At 43.4% G+C, this 24,451-nt stretch carries 28 protein-coding genes; 13 read left to right on the top strand and 15 right to left on the bottom strand.

Going from position 1 to position 24,451, the window contains the following annotated elements; genetic code table 11:
* The 3 genes from O8C65_09545 to O8C65_09535 form a co-directional block, all read right to left on the bottom strand.
* A partial coding sequence (locus O8C65_09545) for an alcohol dehydrogenase catalytic domain-containing protein (protein MCZ7357166.1) occupies window positions 1-842 on the bottom strand: 842 nt, incomplete at its 3' end.
* Window positions 843-1,245: 403 nt separating this feature from the next.
* Entirely contained in the window at window positions 1,246-1,968 is a 723-nt protein-coding gene (locus tag O8C65_09540) for a dienelactone hydrolase family protein (GenBank protein ID MCZ7357165.1), read from the bottom strand.
* 6 nt (window positions 1,969-1,974) lie between these two features.
* Window positions 1,975-2,505: a peptidylprolyl isomerase gene (locus tag O8C65_09535; protein ID MCZ7357164.1), complete on the bottom strand. Its 531-nt coding sequence runs from the start codon at window positions 2,503-2,505 to the stop codon at window positions 1,975-1,977.
* 105 nt (window positions 2,506-2,610) lie between these two features.
* Between O8C65_09535 and O8C65_09530 the strand changes: the two genes are divergently transcribed.
* Together O8C65_09530 and O8C65_09525 are read left to right on the top strand one after the other, a co-directional pair.
* Window positions 2,611-2,799 (top strand): hypothetical protein, encoded by a 189-nt coding sequence (locus tag O8C65_09530; GenBank protein ID MCZ7357163.1) that lies wholly within the window; start codon window positions 2,611-2,613, stop codon window positions 2,797-2,799.
* 483 nt (window positions 2,800-3,282) lie between these two features.
* Window positions 3,283-4,416, top strand: coding sequence for a hypothetical protein (locus tag O8C65_09525; protein ID MCZ7357162.1), 1,134 nt, complete (start codon window positions 3,283-3,285; stop codon window positions 4,414-4,416).
* A 416-nt stretch (window positions 4,417-4,832) separates the two neighbouring features.
* On the opposite strand, the gene O8C65_09520 is transcribed toward O8C65_09525, so the two are convergent.
* From O8C65_09520 to O8C65_09505, 4 genes are all read right to left on the bottom strand, one after another.
* Window positions 4,833-5,171, bottom strand: a complete 339-nt coding sequence (locus O8C65_09520; protein MCZ7357161.1) for a hypothetical protein — start codon at window positions 5,169-5,171, stop codon at window positions 4,833-4,835.
* 128 nt (window positions 5,172-5,299) lie between these two features.
* Window positions 5,300-5,653 carry a VOC family protein gene (locus tag O8C65_09515; GenBank protein ID MCZ7357160.1) on the bottom strand — a complete coding sequence of 118 codons (354 nt, stop codon included), beginning with the start codon at window positions 5,651-5,653 and terminating at the stop codon, window positions 5,300-5,302.
* A gap of 181 nt (window positions 5,654-5,834) precedes the next feature.
* The gene (locus O8C65_09510) at window positions 5,835-6,326 is read right to left on the bottom strand and encodes a hypothetical protein (protein MCZ7357159.1); all 492 of its coding nucleotides are present in this window, start codon (window positions 6,324-6,326) and stop codon (window positions 5,835-5,837) included.
* 109 nt (window positions 6,327-6,435) lie between these two features.
* Complete coding sequence (locus O8C65_09505) at window positions 6,436-7,632, bottom strand: acyltransferase family protein (GenBank protein ID MCZ7357158.1); 1,197 nt, start codon at window positions 7,630-7,632, stop codon at window positions 6,436-6,438.
* A gap of 293 nt (window positions 7,633-7,925) precedes the next feature.
* On the opposite strand from O8C65_09505, the gene O8C65_09500 reads away from it, so the two are divergent.
* On the top strand, window positions 7,926-8,594 hold the full coding sequence (locus tag O8C65_09500; GenBank protein ID MCZ7357157.1) for a dihydrofolate reductase family protein: 669 nt from the start codon (window positions 7,926-7,928) through the stop codon (window positions 8,592-8,594).
* Window positions 8,595-8,711: 117 nt separating this feature from the next.
* On the opposite strand, the gene O8C65_09495 is transcribed toward O8C65_09500, so the two are convergent.
* Window positions 8,712-9,506, bottom strand: coding sequence for a DNA alkylation repair protein (locus O8C65_09495; protein ID MCZ7357156.1), 795 nt, complete (start codon window positions 9,504-9,506; stop codon window positions 8,712-8,714).
* 230 nt (window positions 9,507-9,736) lie between these two features.
* Here O8C65_09495 and O8C65_09490 point away from each other — a divergent pair, with 230 nt between their 5' ends.
* Window positions 9,737-10,246, top strand: coding sequence for a nitroreductase family protein (locus O8C65_09490; protein ID MCZ7357155.1), 510 nt, complete (start codon window positions 9,737-9,739; stop codon window positions 10,244-10,246).
* Window positions 10,247-11,029: 783 nt separating this feature from the next.
* On the opposite strand, the gene O8C65_09485 is transcribed toward O8C65_09490, so the two are convergent.
* Both O8C65_09485 and O8C65_09480 read right to left on the bottom strand, forming a co-directional pair.
* Window positions 11,030-11,188, bottom strand: a complete 159-nt coding sequence (locus O8C65_09485; GenBank protein ID MCZ7357154.1) for a hypothetical protein — start codon at window positions 11,186-11,188, stop codon at window positions 11,030-11,032.
* A 212-nt stretch (window positions 11,189-11,400) separates the two neighbouring features.
* Complete coding sequence (locus O8C65_09480; GenBank protein ID MCZ7357153.1) at window positions 11,401-11,622, bottom strand: hypothetical protein; 222 nt, start codon at window positions 11,620-11,622, stop codon at window positions 11,401-11,403.
* Window positions 11,623-11,803: 181 nt separating this feature from the next.
* Between O8C65_09480 and O8C65_09475 the strand changes: the two genes are divergently transcribed.
* From O8C65_09475 to O8C65_09460, 4 genes are all read left to right on the top strand, one after another.
* On the top strand, window positions 11,804-12,052 hold the full coding sequence (locus tag O8C65_09475; protein MCZ7357152.1) for a hypothetical protein: 249 nt from the start codon (window positions 11,804-11,806) through the stop codon (window positions 12,050-12,052).
* 151 nt (window positions 12,053-12,203) lie between these two features.
* Entirely contained in the window at window positions 12,204-12,431 is a 228-nt protein-coding gene (locus O8C65_09470; GenBank protein ID MCZ7357151.1) for a hypothetical protein, read from the top strand.
* A gap of 212 nt (window positions 12,432-12,643) precedes the next feature.
* Complete coding sequence (locus O8C65_09465) at window positions 12,644-12,934, top strand: non-histone chromosomal MC1 family protein (GenBank protein ID MCZ7357150.1); 291 nt, start codon at window positions 12,644-12,646, stop codon at window positions 12,932-12,934.
* A 690-nt stretch (window positions 12,935-13,624) separates the two neighbouring features.
* Window positions 13,625-14,254 (top strand): hypothetical protein, encoded by a 630-nt coding sequence (locus O8C65_09460; GenBank protein MCZ7357149.1) that lies wholly within the window; start codon window positions 13,625-13,627, stop codon window positions 14,252-14,254.
* Window positions 14,255-14,454: 200 nt separating this feature from the next.
* Here O8C65_09460 and O8C65_09455 read toward each other — a convergent pair whose 3' ends face one another.
* Complete coding sequence (locus O8C65_09455; GenBank protein ID MCZ7357148.1) at window positions 14,455-14,649, bottom strand: hypothetical protein; 195 nt, start codon at window positions 14,647-14,649, stop codon at window positions 14,455-14,457.
* A 138-nt stretch (window positions 14,650-14,787) separates the two neighbouring features.
* Here O8C65_09455 and O8C65_09450 point away from each other — a divergent pair, with 138 nt between their 5' ends.
* Window positions 14,788-14,916 carry a hypothetical protein gene (locus O8C65_09450; GenBank protein ID MCZ7357147.1) on the top strand — a complete coding sequence of 43 codons (129 nt, stop codon included), beginning with the start codon at window positions 14,788-14,790 and terminating at the stop codon, window positions 14,914-14,916.
* 356 nt (window positions 14,917-15,272) lie between these two features.
* Here O8C65_09450 and O8C65_09445 read toward each other — a convergent pair whose 3' ends face one another.
* Window positions 15,273-15,770, bottom strand: coding sequence for a hypothetical protein (locus O8C65_09445; GenBank protein ID MCZ7357146.1), 498 nt, complete (start codon window positions 15,768-15,770; stop codon window positions 15,273-15,275).
* A gap of 110 nt (window positions 15,771-15,880) precedes the next feature.
* Here O8C65_09445 and ahbD point away from each other — a divergent pair, with 110 nt between their 5' ends.
* The 3 genes from ahbD to O8C65_09430 all read left to right on the top strand — a co-directional run bounded on the left by ahbD (window position 15,881) and on the right by O8C65_09430 (window position 18,155).
* A complete protein-coding gene (ahbD, locus tag O8C65_09440) occupies window positions 15,881-16,936 on the top strand; it encodes a heme b synthase (protein MCZ7357145.1) in 1,056 nt (351 codons plus the stop codon).
* The gene (locus O8C65_09435; GenBank protein ID MCZ7357144.1) at window positions 16,933-17,388 is read left to right on the top strand and encodes an AsnC family transcriptional regulator; all 456 of its coding nucleotides are present in this window, start codon (window positions 16,933-16,935) and stop codon (window positions 17,386-17,388) included. Before ahbD ends, O8C65_09435 begins: the two co-directional genes overlap by 4 nt.
* A gap of 71 nt (window positions 17,389-17,459) precedes the next feature.
* Complete coding sequence (locus tag O8C65_09430; GenBank protein ID MCZ7357143.1) at window positions 17,460-18,155, top strand: DsbA family protein; 696 nt, start codon at window positions 17,460-17,462, stop codon at window positions 18,153-18,155.
* On the opposite strand, the gene O8C65_09425 is transcribed toward O8C65_09430, so the two are convergent.
* The 3 genes from O8C65_09425 to O8C65_09415 form a co-directional block, all read right to left on the bottom strand.
* Complete coding sequence (locus O8C65_09425) at window positions 18,152-19,870, bottom strand: sulfite exporter TauE/SafE family protein (protein MCZ7357142.1); 1,719 nt, start codon at window positions 19,868-19,870, stop codon at window positions 18,152-18,154. The two genes, O8C65_09430 and O8C65_09425, sit on opposite strands and share 4 nt — an antisense overlap.
* 3 nt (window positions 19,871-19,873) lie before the next feature.
* The gene (gene cca / locus O8C65_09420; protein MCZ7357141.1) at window positions 19,874-21,229 is read right to left on the bottom strand and encodes a CCA tRNA nucleotidyltransferase; all 1,356 of its coding nucleotides are present in this window, start codon (window positions 21,227-21,229) and stop codon (window positions 19,874-19,876) included.
* Between the two features lie 225 nt (window positions 21,230-21,454).
* Window positions 21,455-23,092 carry a radical SAM protein gene (locus tag O8C65_09415; protein ID MCZ7357140.1) on the bottom strand — a complete coding sequence of 546 codons (1,638 nt, stop codon included), beginning with the start codon at window positions 23,090-23,092 and terminating at the stop codon, window positions 21,455-21,457.
* A gap of 39 nt (window positions 23,093-23,131) precedes the next feature.
* Here O8C65_09415 and O8C65_09410 point away from each other — a divergent pair, with 39 nt between their 5' ends.
* Window positions 23,132-24,451, top strand: a complete 1,320-nt coding sequence (locus O8C65_09410) for a TldD/PmbA family protein (GenBank protein MCZ7357139.1) — start codon at window positions 23,132-23,134, stop codon at window positions 24,449-24,451.

Genomic DNA, 24,451 nt, shown 5'->3' with positions numbered 1-24,451 from the left:
GGCGGTATGGTCATTGGTTCGTTTGAAAAGGTGACTATAATCATCTGACCATTTCTGGCTAAACCATTTACAAGTTCTGCCATTGATTTGCTGTTTGGAGCAGTGCAAAGTATGACATTTGCTCCACCCAGTTTCATTAGCTCTTCCGCCGGTTCAACAGCATTTGAATCAAAATAGTAGTGAGCTCCAAGCTTTTTTGCCAATTGCTCCTTTTCTTTTCCTCTTGAAATTACTGCAACTTTTAAACCCAGCTTATTAGCAAATTGTACTGCAAGATGACCAAGTCCTCCCAATCCATGAATTGCTACAAGGTCACCTCCTTTTAGGTTGGAACTTCTTAATGCTCCAAAAGTTGTTCTGCCAGCACAGAGCAAAGGTGCTGCATCAATTGAATTAAGCTCCCCGGGAATAGGTGTAAGCACCTCCATTCTAGCTACCATATATTCTGCATACCCCCCATCCATTGAAAGACCTGTAACAAGAGCATTTTCACAGGAACCAAATTCACCATTACGACAGGCTCTGCAGTGGCAGCAATGGCCGCCATGCCACCCAATCCCGACTCTTTGCCCAACTTTCCAATGCTTTGAGTCAGAACCTAATTTTTTTATGGTTCCAACAACTTCATGTCCGGGTATCCTTGGATAGGTGAGTCCAGGAAAGTGGCCTTCCTTTACCAATACATCCCCATGGCAGATACCACATGCTTCAACTTTAATAAGAACTTCATTCTCTTTTGGCTCAGGAATATCAATATTAACCAACTTAAAATCTGTTCCAGGAGCGGTCACCTGTATTGCTTTCATTTTTGGCATAATATCTTCCTCCATTGTAACAATCAAAATAACAAATCAAGTACTTCTATAAATATTTCATTCTAAGACATTCAGTTTTCTCGCTCCCTTCGAAATAATTATACATTATAGGGTATAAGTTTTTCGTTTTTAAGTGGGTGTAAAATCTTTTGGTGTTACAATATTATATATCGCAAATACGCTATCATAAATCTGCGTTCATCGGCGTTTATCTGCGGTTTCTTATTTTCAAATATTTCATGATAGCCCCCAACACCAAACTTTTTTACAGTCCCGTTTTTAAATGATGCACGTTTGAGGTATGCTTTATAGTTTCCTACGCTAAAAAAATGAAATCATTATTACGCTAATCTTTTTTAATAATACCCGGTCTCTATTCCTCGGAACATCAATTTTTCTGTCCCACAGCGGCTGGATATTCTTCATGTTTTTAAAGATGTTTCTTTAAGAACTGCAACGCTTTTCCCCAGGCATCCTCCGCTGCTTCTTTGTTGTATGTTGTCGGGTTTGTATCGTTCATGAATGCATGACCAGCATTCGGATATACTTTGTACTGGAAATCTTTATTGAGCTTTTTCATTGACGCTTCAAGTTGCGGCAAGCCCTGCACTAACGCAATATCTTTTATGCCGTAAAATGCTATGACCGGGCATGAGATTTTGGCCAATTCTTCCTCTTTCTCAGGCGCGTGTCCATAAAACGGCAAAGCTGCGGCAAGAGCCGTTTCACTTGCTGCAAAGCTGTAGCTGTAGGTACCACCAAAACAAAATCCCATGACTGCAATTTTCTCCACCTTGTACTCCCGCTTCAGATAGCTGAAGCATATTTTGAGCCGTTCCACAGTTTCCTTCCCAAATTCTTCCGACCTGATCGGACTCATAGCCGCACGCATTTTCTTTTGGGCTTCATCGCGGGTAGAAGGATTGGCGACCTCAGCCAGAATGGACTGGTCTATTTTTTCAGTGATTCCGGTCTGGGAAATAAGATCCGGTGCGAGAACAACATAACCCTCAGCAGCCAGGCGATCAGCAAGGATTCTTATATTCTTGTTAAGCCCCCATACTTCGTGAATGAGAATGACTCCAGCGTTTCCCGTACCGGCAATATAAGCCGGAATATGATGTTTTCTGCGACTGATTATAATGTCTGCCATGGTTGGTTATTTCTCTCCTATCGTAACTTTAAGCATCTTATCGCCTACTGCGATCTTTTCAGCTACATCCTGCCCTTCAGTGACCTGTCCAAATACTGCATATTGCCCATCCAGGAACTTTGCGTCTGCAAGGACTATATAGAACTGAGATGACGCACTGTTCGGATCACTGGAACGAGCCATACCCACTGCACCTTTCTTATGCGTCAGTGAGGGGGCTATCTCAAGAGGAATGGTCTTAGGTGAACCGCCTGTGCCATCTCCCTTGGGGTCCCCGCCTTGAATTACGAACCCTGGCTCAACCCTGTGGAATGTGAGACCATTATAAAAACCGCTCTGCGCCAATTCTATGAAGTTACTTGTAGTTAAAGGTGCCTCTTTTTCGAATAGCTCGAATTTGATAATACCCTTATTGGTCTCGATGGTGGCTATCCTGTCTTTTCCGCTTTGTACAGGCTGGGATTTCTCGGTGCATCCGAGCGTAAATGCCATCAGCACCATCAAAACGATTGTAATCAAAATCTTTTTCCGTGCCATAGTTTCACCTGAAGTTACTCAGGTGTTATAAAATTTTTGTTAAATAAACCTATCCACAGCAGCAATCCCAGACAAGTATTTATAGCAAAAATTTCTAACATATAATTGAGATTCTGCTTCATTGGGGGGATATGGAGAAAACAGAAAAAGAGCCCCGCATCAATGATAGAGTTGTCCCCCGGCTTGCTCAGGAAGCTCGAAGCCCTGATGCAGGCGGTAGGAATGGTGAATGATCACACAACTGACTGTTTTCGGTATAATGAAGTATCAACCGTAAAAATGGAAAAGCTATGAAAATTCCCATATTCAAAACGCTTCTTTCAGGTCTGCTGCCCGATTTAAAGTGTAAAAAAATGCTTGAGCCGTATGGAGGGAACTTTCACGTACGGTTCTTCTTAGAATAGGGAGGACGGGCAACCGTTATTCTTTATTCGGCAGAAACTGTAACGAGGGCATCAATAGCTATCTGAAAGATTATCTTGAAGTGGAGACACATTTAAATGGAAAAGGTTTGAAAAATCTTGACCTTCATGTAAAGAAATGCTGCTTAACACTTTCGAAATCGGATAACATATTACGCAGTTTTTTATGGACAATTGGGTCAATCCTTTTTCAATGATGGCAATCCGGGCATTTATGGATTTTTAAATATTCCCTTTATGAAAATGGCCTACATATTTAAACATATAAGAATAATTAATTTCTATTTTTATACTGTTTTCCTGGCATTAGATTTATTGCCAAGCAAATATACCTTCCATAAAGAAGGGTCAAGAAATGAACAAGGGGAATGAAAAAGAGGCAGGACGAAAATGTGAATATAATGGCGATGAGTCAAATAATTCCGCTGGTAGCATGATGGGGAAAGTGAAGATCTTCGTTGTGTTTCTCGTCACCGCATTCTTTTTATCCGGCTGTATCTCAATTCCACCTCCAATGAGCACTGCTCCAGCTTCCACAAATATAGGTACGACTCCGACTTCAGCCCCCATACCAGAAGGAAGCGCTCAGGTCGGTGTTCCGGATCTCGGCCCGGGCGCAGACATGCAAGGTTTCTTGTCTTTTCCACCGGACAATCCGTGGAATGAGGACATCTCGGCCCTTCCTGTCGACCCCGATTCAAACCTCATAATTTCAACAATCGGAATTCGTCCTCTCCACCCTGATTTCGGAACCGTCTGGAACGGGGCGCCAAACGGCATCCCCTATATCGTCGTTTCCGGAAGCCAGCCCAAAGTCAAAGTCTCATTCGATTATGCGGAAGAAAGCGACAAAGTCCCCTACCCCATCCCTCCGGATGCGCCGATTGAGGGCGGGCCACAAAGCTCCGGGGACAGACATATCCTCGTTATCGACCGTGACGCCAAGACGCTTTACGAGCTTTATGCGGGCTACCCTAACAGCGACGGTTCGTGGAAGGCAGGGTCTGGCGCAGTCTTCAATCTTACTTCAAACGCCTTGAGGCCGGCGCGCTTCACCTCGGCCGACGCGGCAGGTCTCCCGATATTCCCAGGCCTGGTGCGCTACGATGAGGTGGTAGGCCGGAAGGAAATCAAGCACGCTCTCCGCTTTACCGTTCCCAAAACCCGCAAAGCGTTCGTATGCCCCGCAAGGCACTACGCGAGTACTCTGACGGATGCAAAATACCCGCCCATGGGAGCCCGCTTCCGCCTCAAGGCGAGCTTTAACATAAGCGAGTTTCCTGAAAATGAGCAGGTCATACTGCGCGCTTTGAAAAAATACGGGATGATTATCGCTGATAACGGCGGCGCGATGTTCCTGTCTGGCGCCCCCGACTCCCGCTGGAATGACCAGGAGCTTGCACTCCTTAAGAATGTGAAAACCACAGATTTCGAAGTCGTCAAGATGCCAACCCCGACGGGCCCCGAAGGCGAGGCACAGCCCTGCTGAAAATCCATCGTGTGGAATCAGGCTGAGGAAGCGATATGTTCTTCAAAATGTGGGTTCTGTTGAATGCATACTACAATGAGGAATACACTGAAAGAGATGAGTGGAAAAGAGTTCTTCGTTTTGGAAGAGATTTTGCTTAAGTATTTGGTAGTTTAGATAGGGAAATTTTATAAGAATTTTATAGTCCCTGAATGTGTCGGAGAAGGAAAGCTCACTGAACCATCAGATGAATATGTCAAAAAGGCCTCACAAGTTCTCAAAGATATATTGGGAGTTAACTTATAATTGTGAAAGCTGTAGGGCTGATAAGAAAATTAGGTGTCAATAAAACGTCATACCAGTCAGAAATAGTCTGAAGCGCATTGTCGAATATAGTTTATGAATCCCTGTTATATTCAGAGTAATGAATTTAAGTATCATTTCGGTAAGCAACTTCCCGGGAAGCTCCGACACGCATGAAGTTCGTAGACAAAGATTTGTGCTTTTACTCCCGGATCTTCATCCATTATCCTTTTTGTTTCTTCAACAGTGGTATCGAATATGCCAACGCCTCTTATATCGCTTCCGTCAATGACGGGGCAAACAATCGGCAACACTCCATCCGCACGGAGCGCGAAGTTCCTCCTGCCATGTTCCCATATGATCTTTTCTGCGCCAGGTTCCTTACTTTTCGGCCCGGCTCTCAAAATAACGATACAGTAATTCTTCGTCTTGAGGAGCATCTGCCTCATGAAATCGTCTGTGATTGTATGCATATAGTAACCCTCCAGGGAAGTATTACATGGCGCTGTATTTAAGGCTGACAATTATCAATTTGTAATATAGAGTCCTGAAAGTTTTGACTTTATAAAGCTTCATCATCACTCCTGCGATAGAATTGGATTCACTTTGGCATAAGCGAAAACTCATTTCCATCCGGATCTTTGAACACTGCGTATCTAATATTTTCATCCCACTCTGATGGAGAGAGTTCACGCACGAATTCAATGCCATTATCTTTCAATTCTTTGCATGTCTTTTCTATGCTGTCCGCTTTTAGTACAATCCCCTGGTTTCCCGGTTCAAGTTCCGCATCAGGACAGAGATGCAATCCTGTAGAAGAGCCTTTCGGACCGACCACAATCCAGTGCGGTTCGTCGCTCATAACTTCGAATTTCAATTTTTTCTTATACCATTCTTTTGCTTTGTTTTCATCGGATACCATGACAGCTACAGTTGCTATTTGAGTAATTACCATTTTTCCCACCTCAATTGATAGGCCCAAGCCTGCTCAAAACCTTTTTGATTTTGAACGAGATTGCCAAGTCCCTGAATTGAATAAGTTCTTCGAGAATATCTAACTTTGCGTTTAATTTTTATTATTGGTTAAGCAAAATACGACTCCTTAAGTCTCTGCTTACGTACTAATCCCTTAATTATTAAAAATCCTTGCCTTTTTGTATTTTGATAAAAATTCCATCGTCACGTTTTTGAATTATTATTTTATTTAAAATTTCTTGCCTTAGATTTTTTGGAAGACGCCGTGATTGCCAATTGCGTTCTTTGGCAATTTTAACATCGGCATTAGCAAGGTCAGCTACCGCAACGGCTTTAAGAGCATAGTAAGCGCCGCCGAGGGCGTGTTGGGGAACATGTACAGTTGCCACCGCTTGGCCTGCGGCACGCGCGGCAAAACAAGCCGTTTTATTTTCTTTCGCTTCGCGGGCGGCGGCATGAGCTGCAAGAGAAGCTCCGCGTATATCAGCCATCTTGAATACCCCTGTGCGAACCCATGTTCGGCATGCTTCGATGGCTTTGCGGGGTCGGTCGTCTTTCGGATATGCCTTCTCAAAAAATGGAAGTACTCGTTCGGCGCAGTCCGCAGCCCAGGTTGCCAATAATCTCTGATCTTGTTTGTTGTATTTTTTCATAAATTTTACATTCGTCGTAAATCTTATTCATTCTTCTATAATATCCTAATTTGAAGTTAACCGAAGGATCAATCGCAGATTGAGATTTGTCCTGAGTCGGTGCTTTCTCTCATGGGGGCCGCTTCTTCATCCTCATTCCAAACAGGAACCTGAGCAAATTGATCCTGCTAATCGGATAGAGCAGGGCAACTATGATAGAAAACGATGCGAGCACTATGAGGAAATACTTTTCAAATACGATCAAATCCAAGCCGATGACATAGAAGGCGATTGCAACAATTACGGACTGATGAAGAACATAGAACGGCAGAACGAGTTCATTTGAGACCTTCAGGTATTTGTGGTCGAAGGAGAGATACTTGCGCCCGAAGCCAAGTATCGCCGTTACCCAGCACCATCCGTTCAGCGCCCACACGATAGAAACTGGAACATAGTAGCGTTCCATCGCAGATGGATCAGACAGAACTATCGTCGCCAAAGCAAATACTAAGAGGCTGGTGATGATCCCAAGAAAGAGCGCGGGTACCCTGTTTTTCTCTATAGACTCTTCGAATTGAGGGCTGGAAGCCATCACATAAGCTGTAATGAATAATACGAGGTATGCGGGAAGCTTCCAGCCTCCATATCCGCTGGGAAAGATAAAGTATGGGGGCACCGCAGCTATGTTCACAATGATCAGAGGGATCCCGAGCAGTAAAATGCCCCCGCGCGTGTTGCAGACAGAGTATAGTTTCGAGAGTCTGTTGCGGTTTCGCTCTTCTGCGAGCCATTTGAATAAGTGAAATGTGGCCAGAGAGAAGACGAAGAGCCAGAAAAGATACCAAAGGTATATACCCTGGTTTGAGTTTGCGAAATAAGTGGGCGAAAAGTTGAGGTCGAAGGGGAAATATTTCGTGAAGTACGGCCCAAGGTAAAAACTGAGGAAATCTCCGGTGAAATAGCGATGAAATACTGCATCATAGTAAACGTTTACGGACAGGATAACGAGCAAGCCGACGAAAAGGAAGGGAATCATGAGTCTCATGAATCTGTCGCCTACGAATTGGGAGGTACTACGTTTTGCTAAAGAAAAGTAGACTGCGATACCTGAAACCGCGAAGAATAAAGGCATGATCCAACCAGAAACGAAGATGTCGAACAGAGTAAACCCCAAGTCAAGAGTCTGGTTCATAATATGCCATGAAGGAGGGGCGAAAGGCCTGCTACTATGAAACAAAAAAATCATGCCCATGGCAAGAACTCTGACCCAATCAAGCCAGAGCATTCTTGCAGACATTATTGCCCGGGGTTTGTCAGCGGTTACCATTGCTCACACTCAAACAATAATGTTAAGTTTTTATTTGGATAAAAGTTTTGGCTCAAGGGGTACGTCTTCGTCAGCCGAAAGGATAGCGCTCTTTTCAAAGGCAAATACTAACGATATGATGATTTATATAATATTAACAACCGCAGACTTGACAGAGCCCAATCCCAGACAAGTATTTATAGCAAAAAATTCTAACATATAATTGAGATTGCTTCATTGGGGGTGAATATTCGATATGGAGAAAACAGAGAAAGGGCCGTTAGATGTCGTGAAGACGTGTGGGGTCAATTAACATGAGAAAGCTCATTGTAAGCACATTTGTAACGCTTGACGGCGTTATGCAAGCACCAGGAGGACCGGAGGAAGATCCGACCGGCGGTTTCACCTACGGCGGATGGACGGTCAATTACTGGGACGACATGATGGGGCAAGTCATGGGCGGATATATGGCAAAGCCGTTTGAATTATTATTGGGCAGGAAGACGTATGAAATCTTCGCGGCACACTGGCCAAACATTAAAGATGACCCGGTTGCCGACAAATTGAACAGCATCAAGAAGTATGTTGTCTCCGGAACGCTTGATGAAGTGAAGTGGAATAATTCTACACTGATAATGGGAAACGTGGTGCAGGCAATCAGAAATCTCAAGGAACAAAAAGGGCCCGAACTCCAGGTGCACGGCAGCAGCAATCTTATTCAAACCCTGCTTAAACACGATCTTATCGACGAATTTCGGTTATGGATTTTCCCGGTTACTATAGGGAAGGGAAAAAGGCTATTTGGCGAAGGAACACAACCGGCCAATCTCAAGCTTATCGATAGCAAAACTTCTACCACTGGTGTCATCATCGCGACCTATGAACCCGCCGGAAAGCTCAAGACCGGATCGTTTGCGCTTGATAATCCAAATGTTGCGGAAATTAAAAGACGCAAACGGCTTGCCGATGAGAGCAAAGATTAGAGAACTTATAGGAGTAAAATTATGGCAACCAGGGTTTGTGATTCGTGAGGAATGGTATTATAAAAATTTCTGATACTTCATATTAATGGTTCTATAATAAAAAGTGACTTTAAGACATCAATTTTTTTCCATCCCTAAGCGTTTCAAATCTTCTGGCATTTTTTCAATAGCATATCTCAGCGCCGTTCGCGGCATTTCATTTTTGTTTTTCATTACATATTCAAACACTTCTTCCCGATGTTTCCTGCTTGCTTCCTTAAGCATCCAACCATATCCTTTTTGGACTAAATCGTCCTTATCTTTCAATAAGCCGTCTGCGATTTCAAAAATATCGTCTAAGAATTTTCCTTTTCTGGCAGGCAAGATCAATGTTACTGCCGAGGCACGCCTTAGCCATCGGTTATTTGATTTTGTCCAGGCTTTGAGATTTTCAATATATTGGGGGAATAGTTCTACAAAGGAGCCTATTGCATGATTACACAGAGTATCGCATTTAGCCCAATTATTTACGTATTTGATAAGCCAGGTTTCAAAAACCCTAAAGTCGGTTGGTTCATAATCGTTGTGCAGCCAGTATGCCCATTCAAATGCAATAAAAGCCTCTTCACCATAATCTGTTTGTAAAAGTTGTTCACATAGAGAGAATATCTCATTTTTACTTTTGGATTTTATATCCTCGAAATATTTCTTTGCAATTTTCCTCACGATCGATGTCTTAACACCAAAAAACTTTACTTCTTCTTTGAAAAACGAGCGGGCACTGATTTTAGTGGCTTCATCCACATGCTCCTTTAAATCGTTTCTTATCTCAGATATTGTATTTCCATCCATAAAAATATTTAAGTCAAAAGATGCTTCTTTTCCTTCATATGGTTTGTTAGTTTCAAGCTTTTCAACATTCACAGTAATCATCACAATCCTCCAGTAAGAACAGCGTTTCTATCATGCAACAATACAACAAACATTACCGGGTAATCCAAAAGGTTATACATCAACTTCTAGCTTGATCGGACCTACTGAAAGACTAAATACTTATTAATAGTACCCCAGTAATTAATATAATTGAGTGGATTCGAAATAAGTGATAGATTTATTGAATGTGTAATTTGGAGAATTCACACAAATAAAATGAGGTCTGAACAATGGACGTTTTAGAAGCATTGCGAACCAGAAGATCAATAAGAAAATATACAAAAGAAGAAATACCGGAAGTTGACATTAGAAAAATTATTACTGCTGCAATGAGTGGACCATCAGCAGCTAACTCCCAACCATGGCATTTCATAATTGTAAAAAGTAAATCCATCCTTAATGAAATACCAAAAGCAAGCCCTTATGCCCAAATGGCAAAAGATGCAGCTGTTGCCATTGTTGTATGTGGAGATCCAACCCGAGATAAAGTTCCTCTATTCTGGCAGCAAGATTGCAGCATTGCAGCACAGAATATACTTTTAGCTGCCCACTCACTGGGCTACGGAGCAGTATGGACTGGAGCTTATCCGCTGGAGAGCCAATATAAGAATTTACAGAAACTCCTGGGTATCCCATCAAATATCTTTCCACTTGCTGTTATTCCTATCGGTAAACCTGCTGAGAAAAAAGAAAGCGATAAACCATATCTGGAGGATCGCGTTCATTTGGATACATGGTGAATATTCCTGTCTCACTTGTTAGAGTGTGATTTGCATATTGCCCCTGAGCATCAGGGTTTGATGGCGACTGCGAAGTCTTTACGATGTGCGATTTCAATACAGTCATATACTTCATCCTCTTCAACAGGTGACGGCGCCGCTCAATCGCTGCGGAGGCTGCTGCTGCCTTGTCCTTAGATCCCGGAGAGCAAGATCATAAAGAAAATCACACACGAATATTAATATAACTTTAATTATAGAATTAATTATTTTAATTACAGTACTCCAGATCTTGCCCTTCCTGATTTATAGCATCGATAAATTGTTCGCCAAATTGGGCCTCTTCAGGATACCTGAAAAAGCTCTTTTGGCCACTACGTTCATTTTTGGGATAGTTGGTTCTATCGCTGCAATGATGATCTTCAAGCATAAAACAAGAAAAACCTCTTTCCGGCATAATTTCGCAGTAATTGCGTTCTTAAGAATCATTGTGCTGGTTTCTTTGGGTTTGATCTTTATGACTATACCCAACAGTTCTGCTGTGGAGAACTTTATTCAAACTCTACATTCACTTTTTTCGTAACTGTGGTAGTAATCTGAGAAAATGGAAAGCAGTCCTAACACTTCCTGGCCTCTCTGAAAAGCCCAAGGTCATCGAAAAAATGCTTCCATGCTTTATGATCGTTATCAGGAGGATATCTCCAGGAAGTTATCTCCCATCATTCTGGACTCCACTGAATCCAGGAAACTTGAGGCAAAGGATAGACTCCTTTAGGAAAGGATTAACATGGGAAAAGTAATCCATTATGCATAAAACGGTAGTGTCCATAACATTAGACTCCCTCCTCCCCTTAAACCCGCCAGCTCAAATCCATAAAGCACACCCAAGCCCCCCAACTCATCCTCGCAGGCGCAGGCAAGACCACGACCATCACCGCCAAGATCGCATACATGGTCGCCCAAATTGAACCACAGGCACATCGGCGCGCTTATGCTTGCATTGCCTGAGGATGCGGATAGGTGCGCTTGAGGGCATCAAAAGGCAGCAGTGGGAATTCAGCCAGTACACGGGGAGAGGGGAAGTCAAGTGATTTGGGCGAGGATAGTTGTCAGGTCTTAAGATAAAATCAAATCATTCACTTCTTATTTTTTTAGCAACCATGCGTTATAAAAATCTAAAACTCGCCTATCGTCCTCTGAAACGGGTCATCTACTGCATTGGTCAGCACCTTGAAGTTATTCTTTATTCTGTTCATCATATTCGCCCTGAAATCCACATCAGGAAACAAATATTCAGCATTCTTGATTACCTTCACCATTGTCAAATCAAAAAGTCCTATGTCTTTCAATTCAAGGGTACTCTGAGAGATTTTTCGCTGCCAGATAGAAGTATTCACACGAATGCCTGTATATTTCCAGATATTCTATCGCTATTTTTGGATTTACACGTTTATCCCATTCCTTGATCTCGATTCCCACAATATAGAACCGCTCAGATTGTTTATAAACTGCAATAATGTCAGCTAGATTGCAGACACTTTCCCGACAGATGAAGGGCTTGAGATGCATCTCGGATGTGTGGAAAACAGGGATGCCGTGTTGAGTGATGGCGTTCACTATCACATGGGAGTTTATGGTCGTTCCGAAACTGGAGAAATACATCAGATATTGGAGGGAGGCTCACTGGATAAGGTTGAGGTAAGGGATGTGAAAGTGTTCCCGAAACTAAATGAAAGATTTAAGTTTGTTAAAATTGAAGATGCTATAGGAAATAACCTTCATTGGGAGCATGATAAAGTATGGGAGATAAAAAAATATATTGCATAGATTGTAACAAAGATTTCATTTTCACAGAAGGTGAGCAACTGTTCTTTGAAGAGAAGGGATACAGTGAACCAATTAGGTGCAAGGACTGTCGGAGTAAGAGAAAAGGTGAAAAAAGAACCACTACCTTTAGACGATAATTAATATGTGAGTCATGCTTTCTTTCGATATAACTGAAAAGCGTCCCAGAATAAACATATTCAAAATCAGCGGTGCCTACTATTTCAAGCACTTCTTCGATGACCCTGAACTATTCAGGGAACTTGAACCATACTATGAAAAGGCAAGTTACAGGTTCAAAATGGCAACGGCAGGGGAGAGAAAATCAGAAATATGGCGAGCTTCTGAAGAACTCGATAGAGAGTTATCCACTACGCGATAAGATAGTTCTCGTAATGAAGGATATGCTGTGGGTTGAGCAAGCTTTGGTTATGGGCGCTAAAAAACAGGAGCATCAGTAGCAGCATATTTACAAATCAGTGTGCATAGCCGACAGTATCTTAGTAAAACTTATATATTATAATAATAAATTAATGATAAGGCAACGGAATGTTGTCAGGGTATGAAAATATGGCGAAAACAAGAAGTAAGAAAATAATGGAAACAAGAAGTTTTGTTTTAAGAGCAAAGAACGGTAAAGAGACTGGAGTATTTTCAGGAAGTCAGCCACGACAAGCAGCATTGAAAGCAGCCAACCGCAGCAAAGGAACAAAATCAAATCCTGCCGAAATAAGGCTGAGGGAAAGAGGAACGAAGAAAGTCCATATATTTAAAGGATGGAAAGTGCTTGTTTCTGCACCTAAAAATAAACCATCCTGGATGCCTGCAAAGATCAATAAACCCAATGTGAAGAAAGCAGGCGTTGAAAAACTAAAGAAAATTTAGATTGACTTATAGATATCAATCCAGATTGAGAACGGGAGTAAAGAATATTGTTGAAAATAATTAAAACTCCCCAACCGTTCTCTGGAACGGTCATCCTCTGCATTAGTCGGCACTTTGTCATCTTCAAGCCGTCTGCGAAATTAAGCATATTTTTTATGCTTATTAGGCTATGAGTTGGTAAACGTGGCTAAAAGGATTGTTAACGGAAAGAATTTCATAATAAAAGTATCGTTTATTACTGTAATCTTTGGAATAATTACCCTTTTAGTTACCCTACTCATGGATGTCCCAATAAGTATTATAAATATGATTCTATATATATATTTAACTTTTTATTTGGGAGTACTTGGTGGTTTTTTTATTATAAACTATATTAAAAGCTAATTTTTACGATTCTGTTAGGATATTGTAGAATGAAAAGGGTTGTTAAACATCGCAGGATGAGGGTCTATTTCAGGGATTGGAAAAGTATATTTAATTACATAAAGGTACGTAAATCTTTTGCTTAATAACCTTTTTTTACCGGGTGTTTTTGCACAATACAGGCATGTTTAAATACCTTAAATTAGATAGATTTTTAGTATGGGTAATTCCCGCCCAATTCATAGAAATCTCTATTGGGTAACTCGATTAAAATATTGAATTCTTGAAAGATAAGAAATATAAATAAGTTAATAGCACTTTATAATTATGAATAATAGTACCATAAAATTAGGTTTTTACTCGGCACTCATAGCCTTTATAGCAAGTGTTGGATTTGATGTTGCCCAAATTCTACAACTTGTTGGTTATTTTAAATTTCCTTTGGATGGAATTCTTATATATGGATTTTCTCTTTTAATCCCGATACCATTTATCCTTGCCATGCTTGCGCTACACTATTCAGTATCTGACGATATGAAAATTTGGACTCACGCAGCCCTTCTTTTTACCGTTATGTATGCATTGTATGTTACTTTGAATTATATTGTTCAATTGGCGACTGTAATCCCAATGACTCTTCGAGGAGCTTTCGATGAGGTTCGCATACTTGACCAAACACCACATTCTCTTTTCTGGGACATTGATGCATTAGGGTATATTTTCATGGGCTTGGCAACATTATTTGCAGTGCCAGTGTTTGAAAAGAAAGGGCTTGAACTGTGGACAAGACGATTTTTTTTAGCTAACGCACTGATTACTCCTTTGATTGCGCTTGTATATTTTTATCCGACTTTTTCCATTGCTTTATTGCTTTTGGGTTCACCTTGGATGATAACAGCTTCGGGGTCAATGATGTTATTAGCACTCTACTTTAAACAGAAAATAATTTCTCCATAAGTGCAGTCATTGGGGCATCAGTTAAGGAACACGACTTAACCTGCATCCCCGGTTTCTTCTAAATACCTGCCGAGCTCCGGTACCGACGCTGCGGTGGACACAAAGGGTCTATACGATTAATAATTGGGCAAGACATATCCAACTATCCCGACCCACTGAAAAGCGCCCATTTTATCATAATTATATAAAAGTTAAAAATATTATTCTTCTGGAGTTTCGAACGAAGCCAAATATTCCTCGTATGTTTCATATGGTCTTATTTCATATACAATCCTTGTATCTTTTTGTTCTTTCTTTCCAGAACCAGAACTCCTTGAAATCCATCCACTTTTCTGTTTCTTCTTTTCTCCAGTTGATTTCTGGTGTTTTGAAGATGTTTGTCCTTTGTCGCTCATAATTTACTTTCTATAACATGTTTGGTTTGCGAAGCTATAAAAGAATATCTTGAAAAAGAAAAAACTGAGTAGAAAGGGATTAGATGTAATCTTCGAGCTGGAATGTATCATCGCCGTATCATCGCCGACTCTGGGAAAATGAAAAGAATAGATGAGGCCGGTATATTATTTTTCTCTGGAACTGAGAGCCAAGGGTTCTGTCAGGGCTTGGGAACAACACCAGAGGCAAGCATTGGTAATATGGATTGGAGAAAATGCGCCATATAGCATTAAATCAATCGGCTTGAGCAAAAACAGGTGGATGTCTCATTTAATTGCTACCAATATACAAATGGAATACAAAATGCTGGAAATGTGCGGAGATTACTCCACATATCACTTACGATTTCGATTGTGAAGTAAGTCATCATATTGGGAGTTTGCCACTTCTGGATAAGAAATTAATGGAACTATACCCACACATCAAACGAATATATAGCCAAACATTGCAACAAGAAGTAATTGCAAATACATGTATTCATTGTGGCGGATTACAGGGTAATTTCTTCATTATGGAAGAATTGATGGATATAGGGTCGTCGGGGGAAGTGTTGAAAATAGATAAATGGATTTAAATTAAAAAATTACTGAGCACCATTCTTTCCGGACTCTGGATTTATACTTGCATTCTGGATTATTAGCCAATTGTTATCCCCTTCAACCTTAATCCCGCATATCTGAACTGCCCTGCGAACATCCTCGATTTTCAGCACAGGAGTATCCAGATATTTTTCGGTCGCCATCATGGGAATTCTACTATAATTCAGTCCCATTGCAGGAATTTTATTGAATTTATAGAAATTCTTGACAGCCTTTATAATACCGATTTTCGTCCAGTTCGCCATACTCCCGTCAAAGGAGGATACAAGCCCCTCGATTTGTTTGACATATCTCAATTCCCATGGGGGAACCCTATTTATGAAATCTTCCCTCGCCTCATTGATTAAGAAGGAAGGCGTTTTGCCCGTATATTCACAATACTTGAGCAGACCATACATGTAGGTAGCTGCGGTGGAAGGTTTCAGGCTGTTTAACCAATCATCACAAACTTTATCATCCTTTAGGTGCTCAGTAGCTATCATTTTATGTCCCGCTTAAAATAACTGTATAAAGCACTGTATGAATTCTTGTATTTAAGCATTTTCAATATGTACATAAAGGTTATTAACTTCCAAAGATAATCCGTAGAATATTGACAGAACATAAAACGAGACCCCCAAGGCTTGTCGCATGGGAGCTTACGAACGCATGCAACCTGGCATGCATCCATTGCCGGGCATCTGCAATAAGAGATCCAGCGCCTGATGAATTATCTACCGCTGAGGCCAGGCATTTTGTAGATGAACTGGTAGAATACAAACCCATTATAATCCTGACGGGAGGAGAACCGCTGCTTCGGGCTGACGTTTTCGATATCGCAAGGTATGCCTCGGGGCACGGCCTGCGCGTCGTGCTCGCCACCAACGGTACGCTCCTTACTCCCGATATTGCCCGCAGGTTGAAAGAAGTCGGAATTCAGCGGGTGAGCATCAGCATCGATGGTTCAAATGCGGCTACGCATGACACATTCAGGGGTGAACCCGGAGCATTTGAAGGTGCGCTTCGCGGAATAGATATTTTGAAAAATGAAGGCATCAGTTTCCAGATCAATACCACGATCACAAAAAGGAACCTTGCGGAGATCCCGCACATATACGACCTTGCTCTTGAACTGGGGGCATCCGCCCTCCATATATTTTTACTTGTTCCAACAGGAAGAGGAGAAGATATCGAAGAGGATGAGATCCCGCCAGAGGAGTACGAACGTGTGCTCAACTGGTTCTACGACATGAGCAAAAATTCGCGTATCCAGTTAAAAGCCACATGCGCCCCGCACTATTTCAGGATCATGCGCCAGCGCGCCAAAGCTGAGGGCATCAGGATAACGCAGGAAACGCACGGATTTGAGGCGATGACGAAGGGATGTCTTGGCGGCTCGGCGTTCTGTTTCGTTTCAAGCAGAGGCGATGTATACCCATGCGGATACCTTCCTGCGCTTGCCGGAAATATACGGGAGCGCCCTTTCAAGATGATCTGGGAAAAGTCAGCGGTCTTCAACGACCTGCGCGACCCCGGCAGGCTCAAAGGGAAATGCGGGAAATGCGAGTACCGCACCGTTTGTGGGGGATGCAGGGCTCGTGCCTACGCAGCGACAGGAGATTATCTCGATGAAGAGCCTTATTGTATCTATGTCCCGGTGACAGCATGATCTCGCTTGATGAAACCGATAAGAAGATATTGAACGCGGTCCAGCTTGATTTCCCGCTGGTGCACAGGCCTTTCAAGGAATTTGGCGAGAGCATCGGACTGGATGAAGCCGAGGTGATAAGACGCATCAAGCGGCTTCAGGAAGAGGGCGCTATCAGGCGCATCGGCCCGATAATCAGCACTAAGAAGACGGGGGGCGTGAGTACGCTGGTCGCGGTAAAGGTTCCGGAGGAGAGGATCGAAGAAGTGGCCGGCATTATAAACCAGTATGATGAGGTATCCCATAACTATCTTCGACCGGCGAATTACAATATCTGGTTCACTCTTTCAGCGGAAAGTAAAGAACGAATGGCGGAGATTTTATCGGAGATTGCCGAGAAAACCGGATGCGAGGTCAGGAATTTGCCTACGAAGAGGCTGTTCAAGATAGGGGTCAAGTTCAATATTAGATGATATAGTTCAAACGTTGTTGATAAATAAAACCGCAATAGTTATAGCAGGAAAAACCAATAACCTGAAAAATTATGGCAAAAAAGAAGCGCAAACCTGAGCCCCCGAAAAAATCTAACCTTACTTTTATATACGCGGGAATTGCAGTGCTCATAATCGCGGTGCTGGCCATATATTTGTCTGCCGCTCCTGGGAACCCAGGGAAACTCCCTGCAGAAGGGAAATTCATCAAACTGGATAAACCGAGCACATATGAACCTGGAAAGGTAAAAATAACCGAATTTTTAAAATTCAATTGCGGACATTGTTATGCGCTCAATCAGCAATTGCCGGATATAAAACAAAAGTACGGCGACAAGCTGGAGATCACCTACAAACCCATGCTCTGGAGGTCAGTGCCCGGAGATGTGCCTTTTAGAAAAAGCATAGAGGCATATATCCTGGCTGAGAGGATGGGTAAAGGCGAAGAGATGAAAAATGCGCTCTTCAACGCAGAATTTGTCGAAAAGAAAGACATCACAAGTGAGATCGTCCTTGGGGATATAGGCACAAGCGTAGGTCTTGGCAATGATTTTATCGCTGCATTGAATAGAGGGGATGCAAAGGACGAAGCCGACGCAGATATCGCACTCGCCGAGAGTTTCCAGGTTGACGAAACGCCAACAGTGATCATAAACGGAAACTTGAAGGTCAACCCTTCCGTGACAAATGAAGATATGACGGCGATGACACAAAACCTGATCACTGTGATTGGTTCGCTGCTGGGTTAAATTATTCCCGCGTACATCAAAAGTGCAATTACGATCAATGTCACTCCAGTAATCAGCCGCATTGCAGACCTTCTTTCTTTCCTGAACTTTTCCACTTTTTCCGGGTTAAGGCCGAAAGCGATCGCTGCGCCCAGGATGAACACCGGCAGCACCACCCCGAGGTTGTAGGCTGCAAGATATAATAATCCCGCGCCCTTGCCGCTCCTGACCATGTCCAGTATCACGAAATACACCGCTCCGACGCAGGGTGCTTTTATCAGAGAGAAAAGGGCTCCTATGAAGAAGGATGCCGGAAGGCTTACCTTCTTTGTCACGCTCTCTGTAAGGCGGATGAAAACTTTCGGGGTATAGAAAGAAGATTCCGTGTTTTTTCTCATGTGCCAGGCATCGTATACATGCCATATCCCCAAAAGACCGATCAGCACTACCAGGAAGCTCCGGATTGTTGTTTGCAGGGATGGCGACTGTTCAAGAATACTGAGAAGACCTATTCCCACTATCAAATATGTGACAAAGATGCCCAGGCTGAACATCATGACAATCAGGATAACATTTCGCCGTTTCCCGGTTGTGGCAAGTGTTACCGTAGCTATGAAAGCCAGTATGGCGAGAAGACACGGGTTAAATCCTGCAAAGAGGCCCACAACCAGAACAGATGGCACTGAGAGGGTGATTTTTTTCTCCCCCGAAATACCTGTTGTTGGAGGTAAAACGATGGCGGTGTCAATTGCTTCTCTCAAGCGCATCTCAAGTTGTGAAGTATTTCCGCCATAATCCCCGTACGAAATGAGCTTTTTACCATTAATGACAACTGACGGAACACCGGGGAGCTGGTAATTTTTCGCAAGGAGAAGTCCTTCGTCCGTAAGCACATTATATTTTGAAAAATTGACCCTATCGCCATAGGACTTCAACACGCGGTCGATCACAGGCGCTGCTTTTGCGCATTTCTGGCAGCCAGGGTCGTAGAAGTATTCCACGCTCACAGTGGTGTTCAATGTTTTAGTTCCTACCTGCATAGGCGATATGACTTCAGCCGAAGCATTGGTGGCCCCAGAGACGTTTTCGCCTTCTCTCTCAAGCATGATTTTCTTGAAGGTTTCATAGGTTTTTCCATCTTGAGAGACCGTTGCATTGAGATAATACTCGCCTGGCTTCAGGGCAGAGCATTCTTCGCAGGACGGGGTCTTGAAATCAAAAATGAAAAAATTATCCCCTTTTTTCAGGTTCACCTGCCTGGTTTCGCTCAGTAATGCCCTGTCAAAAACGTTTTTTATCCCCGATACCTGGAGATTTGCTTTTCCATCTGTTGTAGAATTAAAATCCACCTGCACTATAAGACTCTCATTCGAGAGGTAAACGTTTTTTTCAGTCGATATGGAGAGGATCTTTCTTACAGAATCCGGCTGGATGCTGTAATTTGAAAATGTGCCGCATACCTGGGTCAGAGTATTCTCCCTGTAAAGCCCCGGATTATTCTGACCCACTGTTCCGACCATGATATTCGTAATCCAGAAATATTCAGGGATATCGTGAATCTCGACCACCCCTTCTATGCATACCTTTTTTCCCTCGAAGGCTCCCGTGTTTGAGAACAGTTCCGAAGGCGTGGTCTGTTTGTACGGGGAACTCCCGATGCATCCAAGAACTGCGAAAAGGACCAGGATAAGAATTATGGGTGAATATTTCTTGATATGCCTGAGTGCTTTCGTCATTTCTTATTTTTTGATAAATTTCCAGAGGAAATTTCTGAACTCCTTTTCTTTGACCTCTAATATCTGATTATTTTCCAGAATTTGGTATCCTTCTTTGATGCTCAAACCCACATGCTTCCCGAGACCGCATTTTGGAACCTCGGATTGCAGGAGTTTTCTTGCCTCGGTATATTTTCTCTGGATCTCCACCATATATTTTCCATTCCTGATATATACATTGGAAAAGGTATTTGAGTTCTTGTACTTGGATTTGAACGCAACGGCATGTTCTCCTGCCCAAACCTGCGGACCTGTGTGTTTCTTGACCTGCGGAAGCACTGCCGACTCAATTTCAAATAAAATAATAGCCTTTTTATCAGCCCATGCACCGCTATTATACACGCGGAATCCGTATCTTTCAAGCATCTCCTGGACCGATTCCTCCATTTTATGAAGCTGCGGGAACAATACGTCATCCACGATATCCGGTGTTGTGAATTCTATGGCTATCAAAGATGTGCCCCTCGCATTAAAAACGTCCCTGAAACCCGTATCATCGGGAGGGACGAGAACCGCGATATTAAAATAGTTTTCTCCAGGCTGTTCAAGGAATTCACAGGCTCTATCCATGAAAACGCACAGGTTATCAAGGGATAATGCGGCCGCGACATTTCTCGCCGGATCCGTTGGATCTACTACGACCAACGGGTCCTGATGAGCAATGCTGCCATGCTTTTCTATGTCAATGGTCATCCCGGGTTTCCATTGGCAGGAAGCTTCCAAAACTGCCATTAACGAGCCGTAATTAATTATTAGCAGTTCAGCAAGATAACCTGAAAAACCGTGGGTCTTCAGCTCGGAACCATATACACCACATCCTTTCAGGAACTGCTTCAGCAGCAGTACATCGTCCTCAAGCCCTTTTATCCCGGACAGAACGTAATTGTTGTGGAAAGGCGTCCTGTCCACGGCTGATTTTATCTCCGCTGCGCTCGAAACCCCAAATGCCGGGACAAGATCGACCTCGAAGCCGTCGAACACTGCATTGATATAAGGATGCTCTGCGTATCTCTCCTCGCTTTTCTGCGCTTTCTCTGCAATTTTGCGCGCCACATAAAGCCCTTTCTCTTCAAGATACTCTCTTGATGCATCGGGCGGGAACATGATAAAAATATCGAGGTCATGCCCCCCCGAAAGCCACGTCCCGCGCGCGGATGAACCCACAAGCCTGCCACTTATGCTTAACCCTTCTTTTCTGCCAATATCATTGATCCTGCCAATTATGTCCTCCGCAAGGGCCTGGAGCCTCTCCTTTTCTTCGTTAGCGGGTTTGATCCTCGATAGTACTGAGGCCCGGATTCTGTCAAGGTCTTTCATCATTCATTTTCCTGGTCATTAAAGATACCTGTTAAGATATTGAATGCTTTGATTCTGTTCATCATTACTATATATTATTATACTATAAAAATAGTCTATATTTTCAGCCCGTTGCAGTAAATTCCCCGATCCAGATTATTGGCGATCACTTTCATTCAGATTCTTATAATTTGTTTTGATCACCCGTGGTTCAGGGAAATCTTGATAAGAGCGGATCCAAAGGCTTGGCTATGAATAGCTAATATACTCCAGCAGTTCACTCTTTATCCCCGTCCTTTTCGCAGCATCCTCTTTGTCTTTATAAGGTCTCCCTATCAGGATCTTCCCTGCCTGTTTCTTCCCAACACCGGGAATTTGCTCAATGATCTTCAGCTGCGCCCGATTGATATTCACAGGCACGGGTATACCGGTTATCGACCTGAATCCATGGTCTGTCACCATTATGTCGAAGAACCTGTCCAATTCTACCTGCGCCGGGATGCCCACGAGAAGAGGGTAAGTCCCGAACTGCCGACCATATGTGATCTTATCAAAAATTTCGGTTCTCACATCCCGCAGGATCGTTCCAACGGGTACCAGCTTTCGAAGCATTGGCAGGTCTATCTCATTTCGCATTTTTTCCTTGTAGCTCAGGAACAATTCCTTGTGCTTTACCACGAGTTCTTCATGCCCGTACATGGGCGTCCCCGAAAAGGTCATCACCTGCCTGATATTCACGCGGCGTATCATGAGACCGCTCTCAAGAACTTTTTTCAGGAACTCAAAGTTGAGCTCGAATGTCTTTTTTGTCTCCCCCTTTAACCCATGCACAAAATTAATACCCGGCAAAAGTTCAGGAAGGCCGCTCTCTCCCCGCGCAGCACCCACTTCATTCAAGAGCTTTATGGCCTCGAATACCTCCTCTGGTTGAGCTTTCAGATCGTTCTCCTTTATAACTTCCGGGTCCGCGCTTTCCATACCCAGTGCAGCCACATCTCCTGATGTGTGATATTTCACAATGGTCTTTGCGATCCTCCGTGATTCCTCCGGATATCTTGCCAGTGTCACAGGGTTTGCATTGTCCATGTGTAGCACTTTGAGCTCCGGCGCCGCATTTCGTATCCCCTTATATAGTACCTCGATGGCAATCGGGTCGGGAATACCATCTTTTGCCCTGTACATGAAGAGGTCAGGCTGCCTTCCTATCCTGAAATACCTGGCCCCCTGCTCATATAGTGCAGACACCTCCTTAATTACCTCTTTTATCTCGCGGTAATCTGGTTTGCCGTAGAAGGGCTCTGTGCAAAAAGAACAATGGGAATGGCGAGGACAACCACGATATGTCTCAAGCTCGCACATGATATATGGATAATCCGGGTGCTGCCGGATTATGAACGCTCCCTTTTCGCCCCATCTTGCGATCTCTGCTGTGCTCCTCATCCTGTGCTGTATGGAATCCGGGTCTTTCATGTTATCCAGCAGATCGTAAACGAATGACTCCACATCCTTTCTTGCAGTGATGATCCCGGGCATTGCCAGCTCTCTTGCCGAAGTTCCGCCCTCCTCCCCGAAACCCAGCCTGATAGGCCCTCCAAGTATCTTTACTCCATCCAGATGCGATAGCTCCTGGATCTCGCTCCTTGTTATCGGATTGGCTCTCAGGTATTTCCCGGGCACGGTCATGCCCGCCACGATTACGATCATATCAAACCGGAGCTTCTCCCTGTGCTGGCGCATCCAGTCAATGGTGCGATAAAAGACATGATCCTGCTTTACCCCTTTTTCAACCAGTGCACCTGCAATATACCTTGGATACGGCGAGATGTAAGGCGGTACACCCAGGCATGCCGGTTCATCTACATAACCATCAATGATCAGGACTCGCATGGGTATCTTTATCAGCTCCGGTTTTAATTAAGTGTTCCTATGACCGACATTTTTGAGCTTGCATACAGCGCGCTTGATTATGCAAAGAAAGCGGGGGCTGATGAGGCTGAAATTTATTGCATCAAGGGGAGATCTGTAACTATCGATGTGCACAGGGATGAAATTGACCTGGCGAAGGAGAGTCTTCTCCAGGGGATCGGGATCAGGGTTATCGTGAACGGTGCTGTAGGATTTTCAAGTACAAATGATCCTGAACATTTGAATGACGCCTGTGTACTTGCAGTTAAATCAGCAAAGGTAAGGAATTTCGACCCGGATTGGTCAGGGCTTCCTGAGAAGAAAAGACTGCCTGCCGTAAAGGACGTTTTTGACAGAAGGATTGCTGATATTGATATAGAGTCGTGCATCGATTTTACCATGGATATGATCGATGGGGCAAAGTCCGTTCATCACGTGGAGCCGACTTCAGGGCACCTTGTCTGTGCATCTTCGGAAAATCTCATCATTAATTCCCACGGTGTCGAGATAGACCAGAAAGATTCCATTTCAGAAGCTTCAATAGACACAATCGCAAAGAGCGCTTCGATATCAACTGCTTCGGAATTTGACGTATCAAGGAAACTTGATATCGATTTTTACAGGATTGGAGAAAAAGCATCAAGTCTCGCTTCTCGGTCGCAAAATGGCATTCCTACAGAATCGCGAGATACGGTCGTGCTGCTTGAACCTCTTGCCTTTGCTGATATTCTTGAGAACACGCTCATTTCATCGCTGAACGCTGACAATGTGCAGAAAGGACGTTCGGCATTGATCGGAAAAATGGGTAGCAATATCGCAGCGGGTGAACTTTCTATTATTGACGATGGTACATTTCCGGGAGGCATCGGAACTGCTGCTTCCGATGATGAGGGTACGCCTTCAAAAAGGAACCGGGTTATAACAAAAGGTGTGCTGTCCAGTTTCCTTTATGATTGTTATACTGCGGGGAAGGAGAAGAAAGAAAGTACCGGTAATGCGGTCAGGGGGTCTTTCACTTCTACGCCTTCGGTTGGGATACGCAACCTGATAATTGAGCATCCGTCTTTCGATATTATTGCCGATAGCCGGGATGGCGTTGTAGTGAATACGGTAATTGGGGCGCATACAGCAAATCCCATTTCGGGCGATTTTTCAGTCGAGGCACGGAATTCGTTCCTGATAAAGAATGGCGAGATCCATTCGCCGATAAAGTCAATGATGATCTCCGGGAACATATTCGATGTGCTTCAGGGCATAGACGGAATTGGAAAGGATGTCCGAAAAGTGGGGAATATTATTACACCCACGGTTAGAGTATCAAGAATGAAGATCATAGGCTGA

It is taken from the genome of Candidatus Methanoperedens sp. (assembly GCA_027460535.1).
Classification (GTDB): domain Archaea; phylum Halobacteriota; class Methanosarcinia; order Methanosarcinales; family Methanoperedenaceae; genus Methanoperedens.
The sequence above is the reverse complement of the archived record's forward strand: the minus strand, read 5'-3'. Positions and strand labels throughout refer to the sequence as shown.